Annotated in this window: 9 protein-coding genes, 1 tRNA gene and 1 pseudogene; 9 read left to right on the plus strand and 2 right to left on the minus strand. The window is 62.2% G+C overall.

Features of this window, described 5'->3' with window-relative positions:
• Positions 1–99: 99 nt before the first annotated feature.
• Positions 100–173 (minus strand) — tRNA-Thr (locus tag PHD22_RS15075).
• 487 nt (positions 174–660) lie between these two features.
• Here PHD22_RS15075 and PHD22_RS15080 point away from each other — a divergent pair.
• The 5 genes from PHD22_RS15080 (at position 661) to PHD22_RS15100 (ending at position 5,516) form a co-directional block, all read left to right on the plus strand.
• Positions 661–2,403, plus strand: a complete 1,743-nt coding sequence (locus PHD22_RS15080; protein WP_299868649.1) for a GGDEF domain-containing protein — start codon at positions 661–663, stop codon at positions 2,401–2,403.
• 128 nt (positions 2,404–2,531) lie between these two features.
• Positions 2,532–2,813, plus strand: coding sequence for a hypothetical protein (locus PHD22_RS15085; protein WP_299868653.1), 282 nt, complete (start codon positions 2,532–2,534; stop codon positions 2,811–2,813).
• 26 nt (positions 2,814–2,839) lie between these two features.
• The gene (locus PHD22_RS15090; RefSeq protein WP_299868656.1) at positions 2,840–4,003 is read left to right on the plus strand and encodes a hypothetical protein; all 1,164 of its coding nucleotides are present in this window, start codon (positions 2,840–2,842) and stop codon (positions 4,001–4,003) included.
• A 7-nt stretch (positions 4,004–4,010) separates the two neighbouring features.
• Positions 4,011–4,742 carry a type II secretion system protein gene (locus PHD22_RS15095; RefSeq protein WP_299868659.1) on the plus strand — a complete coding sequence of 244 codons (732 nt, stop codon included), beginning with the start codon at positions 4,011–4,013 and terminating at the stop codon, positions 4,740–4,742.
• A gap of 117 nt (positions 4,743–4,859) precedes the next feature.
• The gene (locus tag PHD22_RS15100) at positions 4,860–5,516 is read left to right on the plus strand and encodes a prepilin-type N-terminal cleavage/methylation domain-containing protein (RefSeq protein ID WP_299868662.1); all 657 of its coding nucleotides are present in this window, start codon (positions 4,860–4,862) and stop codon (positions 5,514–5,516) included.
• A gap of 12 nt (positions 5,517–5,528) precedes the next feature.
• On the opposite strand, the gene PHD22_RS15105 is transcribed toward PHD22_RS15100, so the two are convergent.
• A complete protein-coding gene (locus PHD22_RS15105) occupies positions 5,529–7,505 on the minus strand; it encodes a cation:proton antiporter (RefSeq protein WP_299868665.1) in 1,977 nt (658 codons plus the stop codon).
• Positions 7,506–7,582: 77 nt separating this feature from the next.
• On the opposite strand from PHD22_RS15105, the gene PHD22_RS15110 reads away from it, so the two are divergent.
• From PHD22_RS15110 to PHD22_RS15125, 4 genes and pseudogenes are all read left to right on the plus strand, one after another.
• Positions 7,583–8,575, plus strand: a complete 993-nt coding sequence (locus tag PHD22_RS15110; RefSeq protein WP_299868668.1) for a KpsF/GutQ family sugar-phosphate isomerase — start codon at positions 7,583–7,585, stop codon at positions 8,573–8,575.
• A complete protein-coding gene (gene lptC / locus PHD22_RS15115; protein WP_299868671.1) occupies positions 8,575–9,159 on the plus strand; it encodes an LPS export ABC transporter periplasmic protein LptC in 585 nt (194 codons plus the stop codon). Before PHD22_RS15110 ends, lptC begins: the two co-directional genes overlap by 1 nt.
• Positions 9,156–9,710, plus strand: coding sequence for a lipopolysaccharide transport periplasmic protein LptA (gene lptA / locus PHD22_RS15120; RefSeq protein ID WP_299868674.1), 555 nt, complete (start codon positions 9,156–9,158; stop codon positions 9,708–9,710). The genes lptC and lptA overlap by 4 nt, the downstream gene beginning before the upstream one ends.
• A gap of 313 nt (positions 9,711–10,023) precedes the next feature.
• Positions 10,024–10,153: pseudogene (locus tag PHD22_RS15125) on the plus strand (phasin family protein); the annotation flags it as partial.

The following is a 10,153-nucleotide window of genomic DNA, read 5'->3' on the forward strand; positions in this document are numbered from 1 at the left end:
AAATGTTTCAACTGAGCGTCAAAACTTTGATGGCGCAACCCGCGCGCGCTCTGATTTTTCAGCGTTTTACAGCTTGCTTGAAACGAGCTGAAATTTAAGTGGTGCCCCCTGACGGAATCGAACCGCCAACTGATGATTACAAGTCAACTGTTATACCACTTAACTAAGGGGGCCCGGATTGAGGGGAAATTCACCTGCGAGGACGCAAGATCAACCCCCGCACCACCTTTTACTGCGGTGCAGGCTCAAGCTGGGAACGGATTATAAACAAACCGGCTCATTCCCGCAGCCCAGTTGTCGACATGCCCATCCCCTTCAACGTGAGGACGCGGGAGACGACGTCCTGCTGCTTCATTTCCGACGGGCAGGGCAAGCACGATGGATGAACTTGACCTTCCCCTCCGGGAAGTGGAGTGAATAGCGAACGACCGATCCATGCGAAACTCTCAGATCGGGAAGACCGCCGCCGAAATCGCGGAGACACTCAGCCTGAGCGTGAAAACGGAGGGGCACAGATCCGGCGCAGCCTTCAACCAGTCGGGATAAAGCCGTTACAATTCCCCCGTTCATCAACGATCACCGGGATGGGCCTACCGCCTGCGCAGACAGGCACATAGACGGACCATGCAACGCTTGAAACCTCCGCGCCACATAAAGAAGATGACCGATACCAGCCAACCCTCGGACGTGGCCAGGGAAACCCTCCGGCAACTGGCACTGCGCCGCATTACCCCGACTCCGGACAATTACCGGGCGCTCTACCACGAGATTGCTGGCTCGGTGGCTGAAGACATTTTCCCTGAGCGCGCGCTCAAACTTATTGCAGCAGCCCTTCCCCGGGATAACCAGGACTCCATCCGCCTCGCGCGCGAGTTCGAACTGGCGGTGTCCCGGGCCGAATGGTCGGCCATCCGCAATACGGTCGTGGAAGCCTTTCAGCGCCCCCCCGCGCTTGAACTTCACTGGGGTAACCTGCTGAAGGACTTCGTCGTCGAATGGGACCGGCGTCAGGCAGGCCTGACCCAGGCACGCAAACGGGAGATGCTCGAGCGCGTCCTGTCTGCCTCTGGCGGAAAACCGGACAAGCTGTTCGAACGCCTGCAGGGCCTGCTGCGCGCCTGGTCCCGGAATGACCAGAGCGAGGACTTCAGCAGCAGCGCAGACAACCAGGTCGCCATAGATGCACCAGCATCCGAAACGCCCTCCTCCCCCGACCCGCTCCTGGACCTGCTGACCGCACTCCTGGACAGTCTCGCCACCCAGTTGCAGCCGGAAGACGTGCCACTGGCCAGGGAGGCTCGACAACTTGCCCACATGCTGCGGGACGTCGCCCCGTCGACGACCGATCTTCTGCGCCAACGCTTCGATGCATTTCGTCGGGCCATTGAGTGGACTTACGAAGACCAGAATGCCCTACGGGCCGCACTGACCCGGGTGCTCCAGCTCATTCTCGACAACATCAGCAAGCTTGTCGTGGACGATCGCTGGCTCCACGGACAGATCACGCTGATGGAGGAGGTACTCGAGCACCCACTGGATGTAAGGCTCCTTGGCGAACTTGAAAGCCGGCTGAGAGACGTCATCCTCCGCCAGGAAACCTTGAAAGGCGAGCTCTGTGAAGCCCAGACGCGCCTGAAGGACATGCTCGTCCGCTTTGTGGACCGGCTCGGGGAGTTCTCGGAAGCCACCGAGGAATACCATGACAAGATCAGCCAGTGCGCCGAACGGATTGAGGACGCCAGGGACATCTCCGAACTGACCGAAGTGATTGCTGAAGTGATGCGGGAAACCCGCACTGTCCAGGACTCCACCCTACGCTCGAGGCAGGAGCTCGAGGAGCTTCGCAGCCGTGTGGACAGCGCCAATGGCGAGATATCCCGCCTGCAGCAGGAATTGGCGCAGACCAGCGAACTGATCCGCCATGACCCCCTGACTGGCGTACTCAACCGCAAGGGGCTGGATGAAGCACTGGCCCGGGAAGCGGCCCAGGCCCGCCGCCGGGGAACACCCCTGTGTCTTGGCCTGCTCGATGTGGACAACTTCAAGCAGATCAACGACCAGCACGGCCACCAAACCGGCGACGAAGCCCTGCAGCACCTGGTCGAAGTTGTGCGGGAGAACCTGCGCCCGCAGGACTCCGTGGCCCGTTACGGTGGAGAAGAGTTCGTCATCCTGCTGCCAGACACGGATCTTGAATCCGGGATTGCCACGCTCACCCGGCTGCAGCGAGCCCTGACCAAGCGGTTTTTCCTCGCTCGTCAGCAAAAGCTCCTGATCACCTTCAGCGCGGGCGTCGCCGCACTCCAGCATGACGAAACACCGGAATGCGCTATCGACCGGGCAGACAAGGCGATGTACATCGCCAAGCGCTCGGGTAAGAACAGGGTGCTCGCAGCCCAATGACAAAACAATAAATCAAAACCCTCCAGACACCCCGACTCCCGACCATCACCAGAACAAGATTATGCTAAATTGGTATCGACATGACATCAAAGTCGATATCAACCCTCCTCGGTGCCCTCCTCCCATCCATGCTCGCAGCCCCTGCGGCAGCCGATGACCTGGGCCGTCTGTTCCACTCGGTGGACGAAAGGGCCCACATGGACCGCCAGGCCCGGGCCCGGATACACCCACCGCCCCGTCTGGACGGCATACTGATCCGCAGCAGCGGAGTTCCCACCATCTTCCTGAACGGTGAAGCCACCCAACCGTCCCCTGGACAGGTCATCCGGAAGGACGGCAAGGCCTGGGTCCCGGGCCCCGATGGCCGAGGCCACCTGCTGCAGGTCGGTGAACCACTCACCCCCCCCTGATGACACCCCACCGGCATCAGACAGGCATGATTCTGCCGGCCATCGTGATTCTCCTCGCGCTGGGCAGCTTTGGCTGGCTGCTGGCCAGCCAGGATGGACCCGCCCAAAGGGCTGCGCGAGCACTTGACGCGGAACGACGTAGCGCCCAGGCGCTGCAGATCGCCCGGGAAGCCCTGCTGGGGTTCGCCGCCAACTATCGCAACAGCGAACACCCGAATGCCGATTTTGGATATCTGCCCTGCCCCGACCTGAACGGAGATGGCTCTTCTGAAACCTGCGGCAGGCAAGGACACACCAGCGTTGGACGACTACCCTACCTCACCCTCAATCTGCCCGACCTGAGGGATGGAGGAGGTGAATGTCTCTGGTATGCCGTCGCCGGCAGCATGAAAAACAACCCCAAGGCGGCCGCTGTCAATTGGGACAGCAAAGGCCGTTTTCGACTCCTTGACGAGAATCGCCAGCCCCGCGCCTTGCGTGGAGATCAAGACGGACTTGCCGTTGCCGTGGTGATTGCCCCCGGACGCCCCAACGGTGAGCAACAACGCAGCCCTGGCCCAGGACGCTGCGGCGGTGACCCGGAAGCCCGCCAACTGGAGCACTACCTGGAGACTCTTGCGTCCACCCATGCTACGGACGTCATCGAGGTACAACCACCATCAGACCGCAACAACGACCGGGTTGCCACGATCACGACCGGCGACATCTACACACGCCTGAAGCTTCGCCCCAGTTACACCCGTCATCTGCAGCGGGTGTTCGAAGCTGTCGCCGCCTGCCTTGATGCCACCAACCTGCCGCCCCCGGTCGGCAACGCCCGCCACGGGCCAGTCCAGCTCGGCCGCCTGCCTGCGGCTGACAGCCTGCGCGGAACCTGCCGCCAGGAAGATCTGCGGGACGCCACCGGTAACTGGCTGCCGATGATGCGCTACGCCCGCTGCATCAATGGACGGGACTGTCTGGCAGGCGGTAACCGGCGCTGTCGCGGAGCACTGCTCTTTGCCGGTGAGCCCCTTGGTGGCACACGCCCCCAGCGACGGGATGGCAGCGCAGACAGCCAGGCCATCGAACAGTATCTGGAAGCCCCCACCCTGGCAGCGCTGACCGCGGGCGAGCTGACCGGACTTCCGGAGCGGATCCTGCTCTCTCCCCCTCACAGCACCACGGACGTGGCGCTTTGCCTGCCCTGACCCGGCCATGCGGAAAACATACCCCACTGCTACCCGCCAGGAAGCTTTCACCCTGGTGGAGATGGCCGTTGTACTGCTGATTCTCACCCTGCTCGCCAGCGGTCTTACCGTCGGTCTGTCAGGCCATCTGGCCCGTCGCGCCGAACGCGCCACGGACGACGCCCTGGCAGAAACACGGGATGCACTGGTGGGCTATGCCCTGCGCCATGGACGCTTCCCCTGCCCGGCGCGTGGCCCCAACGACGGCAGTGAAGACAGAGGCAGCAGCACCTGCAACAAGACCCGCGGGTTAATCCCCTGGACCACCCTGGGGATCGCAGGTACCGACGGCTGGGACAACCGCCTGCACTACGCCATCACCGAGCGCTATACCCGCCAGCTCAGCGAAATGCTCCAGGGCAACCTCACCAACATGATCGACGGCCAGCTGGAAGTCCGCACCCGCAGCCTGGACGGTAGCGAACAAAGCCTCACCACCCAGGGTGGAATGACCCCTCTTGTCATCCTGTCCCATGGGGCCAATGGTCTCGGTGCCACCAGCCGGGAGGGCCAGCGGCGTCTTGCCGCCACCGCTGGCAGCGACGAAGCCCACAACGCTGCTGCCAGCGGAACGCTGTTCTACAGCCGCACCCCCTCCGAGAACCCCGAAGCTCCTGGAAGTACCTTTGATGACCGGGTCAGCTGGCTCTCTCCCAACCTCCTTGCCCACCGCCTGATCGGCACAGGCCACCTCCCCTGAGCAGGATGCCTTGCGCATTCCGGGACGCAAACCCCAGCCCTCCGCCAACAATTCGGCCCATGCCTCCGTATATGCTATTAACATAAACTGGCACTTCAACGACAGGAGGAAGGCATCATGAAAAAGCAACAACAGGGCTTCACGCTGGTGGAGATCGCAGTCGTTCTGGTCATCATCGGACTGCTGCTGGGAGGCGTCCTGAAAGGACAGGAGCTGATCAACAGCGCCAAGGTCAAAAGCATGGTGAGCGACTTTCGTTCAAGCTCCACTTACGTGTTCGGCTATCAGGACCGCTTCAGGGCCATGCCGGGTGACGATCCCGGCGCCCCCGGCCGGCTCGCCGGAGCCATCCGGGCCTCCACCGGGGGAACCGCCGGCAATGGGCGCATTGAAGGGGCCTGGAACTCCACCACCCCGACGGATGAATCGGTGCTTCTCTGGCAGCATGTGCGGCTGGCCAACCTGGCCAATGGAGACAGTCGCAACCCGGGAGCATCAGACGTGGTACTGGCCGACTGGCTGCCACGCAACGCCGCCGGGGGGCGGATCGGCATCACCGGTGTCAGTCCTGTGGCGGGCTGGGCGGGCAGCTTCTTTGTCTGCCAGGACAATCTGAACGGCAGCTTCGCACGCCAGATCGACATTGCAATGGATGACGGCCTTCCGGCCAGCGGCAGCGTACGCCTGCTCGCCAACAGCGTCTCCAGTGGGACCCCGATCACCCCGGGCGAACTGAACGATGCAGGCCTTTACACGGTCTGCGCCATATTCTAGACCGGCCAGGCATCAGAAGCCCTTCAAAAGGCGGGCCTCGGCAAGCGTCAGCTGAGACGGAGTCCCCAGCAGGACCAGCACATCATCCAGTTCCAGGCGGGTATCCTGCTGGGGGTCCACGACTCGCACCCGCTGACGCCGCAGGGCACTGACCTCGACACCGGTTTCCCCCAGATGGAGCTCTTCCAGACTGAACCCAATGCCATGGGCCCCCGCCGCCAGAACGATCGAGTGGAGGCGGGTTTGCTGGCGCTCTTCAAGCGCCTCCTCATGGATATGCTCGCCTCCCCGGTAAATTCCCCTCAGCAAATGGTAGCGCTCCGCGCGCACCTCACGTATCCGCTTGAGAATGCGTGGCAAGGGAACTCCAAGAAGGGCCAGGGCATGGGACGCCAGCATCAGGGAAGACTCCACCGCTTCCGGCACAACCTCTGCGGCTCCCGCCTGCTGCAAGCGCTCCAGATCGATTTCATCAGCGGTCCGCACCACGACAGGGACGTCTGGCCGGCACGCCCGCACCTGGCTGATGGCCCGCAAGGCTGCTTCCGTATCCGCGTAGGTCACCACCACCACGGAGGCACGCGCAATCCCCGCAGCAATGAGCGTCTCGCGCTTCGCCGCGTCACCGAAAACCACGGTTTCCCCAGCGGCGGCAGCCTCCCGAACCCGCTCCGGATCAAGATCAAGAGCAATGTAAGTGATCCCCTCCTGCTCCAGTAAACGCCCCAGATACTGACCGTTGCGACCAAAACCACACAGGATTGCGTGCTTGTCCACAAACATGGACTGGGTCGCAATGGTTGTCAGCTGGAGCGAACGGCTCATCCACTCGGAGGGAACAAGACGAAGCACGATCTTCTCGCTGTACTGGACGATCAACGGAGCCAGCAGCATGGACAGCACCAGAGCGGCGACCACCACCTGGGACAAGGCCGGCGGCAACAAGCGGGCCTGATCCACCTGGCTCAGCAGGACGAAACCGAACTCTCCACCCGCGCACAGCCACAGGCCAGTCCGGGCCGCAGTACCCTGAGGGCTTCCCAGCAGCCGGGACGCACCTCCAACAATGATGAACTTCCCCACCAGAAGGGCGAGCAAGATACCAAGCACTGCAGGAAAGTTCACGATGATCAGTCCCACGTCAAGGAACATGCCCACCGTCACGAAGAACAAGCCCAGCAACACATCCCGGAAGGGCTTGATATCCTCTTCCACGTGATAGCGGTATTCCGTCTCCGAAATCAGCATCCCGGCCAGGAAGGCTCCCAGTGCCAGGGACAGACCGACAATTTCCGTCAGCCAGGCCAGCCCCAGGGTGATGAACAGCACGTTCAGCATGAAGAACTCGGCTGAACGCTGACGAGCCACATGGAAGAACCAGCGACGCATCAGCTTCTGACCAAGAAACAGCACCAGAGACAGCATGACGACCGCTTTCAGGGCGGCCACACCCAGAGTCCCCATCAGCTCATCAGCCGGTCGGGACAAGGCCGGGATCAGGATAAGCAGCGGGACCACGGCCAGATCCTGGAACAACAGGACACCGATGGTTTCCCGCCCATGCTTGGAGTCCAGTTCGAGCCGGTCTGACAGCAGCTTGGAGAGGATTGCCGTGGATGACATCGCCAGGGTCCCCCCGAGCGCGAAGCTTGCCCCCCAGCCGAGCCCCGCCAAGGCGCCGATCACCATGACGGCGAAGGTCGTGGCGAGCACCTGCACGGCCCCCAGCCCGAATACGATCCGCTTCATGCTGTAGAGACGCGGCAAAGAAAATTCCAGGCCGATGGTAAACATCAGAAAGACCACACCAAACTCGGCCAGATAACGGGCGCCACCCGTATCCGGCATCAGATTCAGTGCATGAGGCCCCACGGCCGCCCCGACCATCAGGTAACCAAGCACCGGCGGCAGGTTCATGGATCGGAAAATCCCCACCACGAACACCGCACCAGCGAGAAGGATGAGAACCAGTTCGAGGGTATTGACCATGAGGGGGCAGGATGGGCGCGGACGGGCCGATTAGTCGTTCTGATATACTCTGTTGCCTGATTATACTCATCCAGCTCATGAGCCCGGCCCCCAGACCTGCTGTTGCCGCCCGTGTTCTCGAACTCGCCCGCCGCGTCCTGACGATCGAGGCCGAAGCCATACAGGCCCTGTCCGATCGTCTGGACGGCAGCCTGGTGCGAGCCGTCGATCTGATCCTTGCTTCGCCCGGGCGAGTCATCGTGTCAGGGGTTGGCAAATCCGGCCACATCGGACGAAAATTTGCGGCGACCCTTGCCAGCACAGGTACGCCTGCCTACTTTGTTCATGCAGCGGAAGCCGCTCACGGCGATCTGGGCATGATCACCTCCAGTGACGTCCTCATCGCCCTGTCCTACTCCGGTTCGGGCGAGGAGCTGCTCAAGATCGTTCCACTGATCAAGCGTCAAGGGGCCAGGCTCATCGCCATCACGGGAAACACCTCATCCCCCCTGGCCCAGGAAGCCGATGTGCATCTTGACGCTGCGGTCAAGGAAGAGGCGTGCCCCTTGAACCTGGCGCCTACAGCCAGCACCACCGCGAGCCTGGCCCTGACCGATGCCCTCGCCGTGGCCCTGCTGGATGCCCGCGGCTTTGGCGCCGACGACTTCGCCCGCTCCCATCCGGGCGGCGCTCTCGGGCGGCGTCTGCTGACCCACGTGGAGGACGTGATGCGCACTGGCAGTGCCATCCCCCGGGTTGCCGAACATGCGCTTCTCGCGGATGCCCTGATGGAAATGACCCGCGCCGGCATGGGCATGACCGCCATTGTGGGCTCCGATGACCGGATCGTCGGCATCTACACCGACGGCGACCTGCGCCGCTCCCTGGCCAGCGGCTGCAACTTCAGCAGCGCCGGGGTGGCCGAAGTGATGAGCCTTGGCCCACGCACCATCCAGGCGCGAGCCCTGGCCGTCGAAGCAGCCGAAATGATGGAGCGCCTTCGCATCAGTCAGTTGCTGGTTACCGATGAAGGAGGCCGGCTGGTGGGCGCCCTCAATCACCACGATCTGATGCTGGCCAAGGTGATCTGATGACCCCACGGGGCCACAGCCTCTTCCCACTCATCGTGGTGACCCTCCTGGCCGGGGTCAGCGTATGGCTTGACCGCGTCACCCGCCAGGAGACACTCGCCCGGGTGGACAAGACACTCCACGAACCTGACGCTACAGCCGACGGCGTCACCCTCCGCCGCTACGACATCCGGGGCAAGACCCAGTACATCGTCGTGGCGGACAATCTGGTCCACTACGCGGACGATGAATCCACCGAACTCACCCGCCCTCGCCTCGACTACCTGAACCGTCCGGAGCCCGTGCGACTGGAAGCAGACTTTGCGACCGTCAGCAAAGATGGCCAGATCGTGGTTCTGACCGACAATGTGCTGGTACGCAGGGCCGCAGCCAACGGCAAACCCGAGTCCACCCTGCACACCGAGGAGATGACCGTCTGGCCCGACGAAGAGAGAATGCGTACCGATCGCCCGGTGACCTTGACCCAGGGTCGTACCCTGGTCACGGCAGAGCACATGGACAGCAACAACCTGGCTGGTGAGATTCACCTTCAAGGCCGGGTCCGAGGCACCCTTTACCGAAACACCCCGACGCCGAAACCATGAAATCCGTCTCCCGGCTCTTCCTCTCCGCAGCCATCCTCAGCCTGACGCTGGGCGGCGCCTCCCCCGCCCAGGCTGAGCGGGCCGATCGCAACAAACCCGTCAATATCGAGGCTGACAAGGTCACGGTAGACGACAAGAACAAGATTCACATCTTTCAGGGACGGGTCCAGCTCACCCAGGGCACTCTCACCATACGCAGTGACAAGCTGATCGTAAGCCAGGATCTGGAAGGCTACCAGCGGGGTATCGCCACCGGAGGTGAAGGGGGCCTGGCGCGCTTCCGCCAGAAGCGTGAAGGCAAGAACGAATGGGTGGAAGGGGAAGGCGAGCGCATCGAACACGATGCGCGCAGCGAGCTTTCCCAATTTTTCCAGCGCGCCCGGGTCAGGAGTGGCGATGACGAGGTCCGCGGCCAGTACATCCAGTTCAATGGACTGACAGAAACCTACCTCGTGACCAACGGCCCCAATGCAACGACCATCCCCAGCCAGCAAGGGCGGGTTCAGGTCACCCTTCAACCCAAGAAAAAGGAAGCCCCCCCCGCTCCCTGATGGCCACCCAACCTGCCCCCCTCTGCAAGGCCGCGAACCCCGCGGCCTTTTTTCCGCACCTCAACGCCGGAATGCAAGGCGGATCCACGGCGTATTCTGCAGTGCACCCCACGAAATTTGCAGCCCCTCTCATGGCACGCAAAGATGGCTTTTCTTTCAACAACTTTTCAACAAAAAGAACGTTTTGTGCAACGCAACAAAAATGTTGACAGTGTTCTTGCGCCGAATATAATGGGGACCATATTGCAACGCACCAAACCGGGGCATTGCAAACTCACGAATGCATTTCACCCATTCACTCAAGGAGATTGTCATGACCACCCCCGAGCAAATCGTTGCCGCCACCAAAGCCCACGTTGAAACCCTGCTGACCCTGGCCAACACCGCTTTCGCCAGCGCCGAGCGCATCGCCGCCCTGAAACTGCATACCGCCCACGCTGTTC

The sequence above is a fragment of the Zoogloea sp. genome (assembly GCF_028693495.1).
Taxonomy (GTDB): Bacteria; Pseudomonadota; Gammaproteobacteria; order Burkholderiales; family Rhodocyclaceae; genus Zoogloea.

Bases quoted from the DNA above. Each gene is read 5' to 3' on its own strand.
- PHD22_RS15080 (WP_299868649.1), top strand. From the start codon at position 661: ATGACCGATACCAGCCAACCCTCGGACGTGGCCAGGGAAACCCTCCGG.
- PHD22_RS15085 (WP_299868653.1), top strand. From the start codon at position 2,532: ATGCTCGCAGCCCCTGCGGCAGCCGATGACCTGGGCCGTCTGTTCCAC.
- PHD22_RS15090 (WP_299868656.1), top strand. From the start codon at position 2,840: ATGATTCTGCCGGCCATCGTGATTCTCCTCGCGCTGGGCAGCTTTGGC.
- PHD22_RS15095 (WP_299868659.1), top strand. From the start codon at position 4,011: ATGCGGAAAACATACCCCACTGCTACCCGCCAGGAAGCTTTCACCCTG.
- PHD22_RS15100 (WP_299868662.1), top strand. From the start codon at position 4,860: ATGAAAAAGCAACAACAGGGCTTCACGCTGGTGGAGATCGCAGTCGTT.
- PHD22_RS15105 (WP_299868665.1), bottom strand. From the start codon at position 7,505: ATGGTCAATACCCTCGAACTGGTTCTCATCCTTCTCGCTGGTGCGGTG.
- PHD22_RS15110 (WP_299868668.1), top strand. From the start codon at position 7,583: ATGAGCCCGGCCCCCAGACCTGCTGTTGCCGCCCGTGTTCTCGAACTC.
- lptC (WP_299868671.1), top strand. From the start codon at position 8,575: ATGACCCCACGGGGCCACAGCCTCTTCCCACTCATCGTGGTGACCCTC.
- lptA (WP_299868674.1), top strand. From the start codon at position 9,156: ATGAAATCCGTCTCCCGGCTCTTCCTCTCCGCAGCCATCCTCAGCCTG.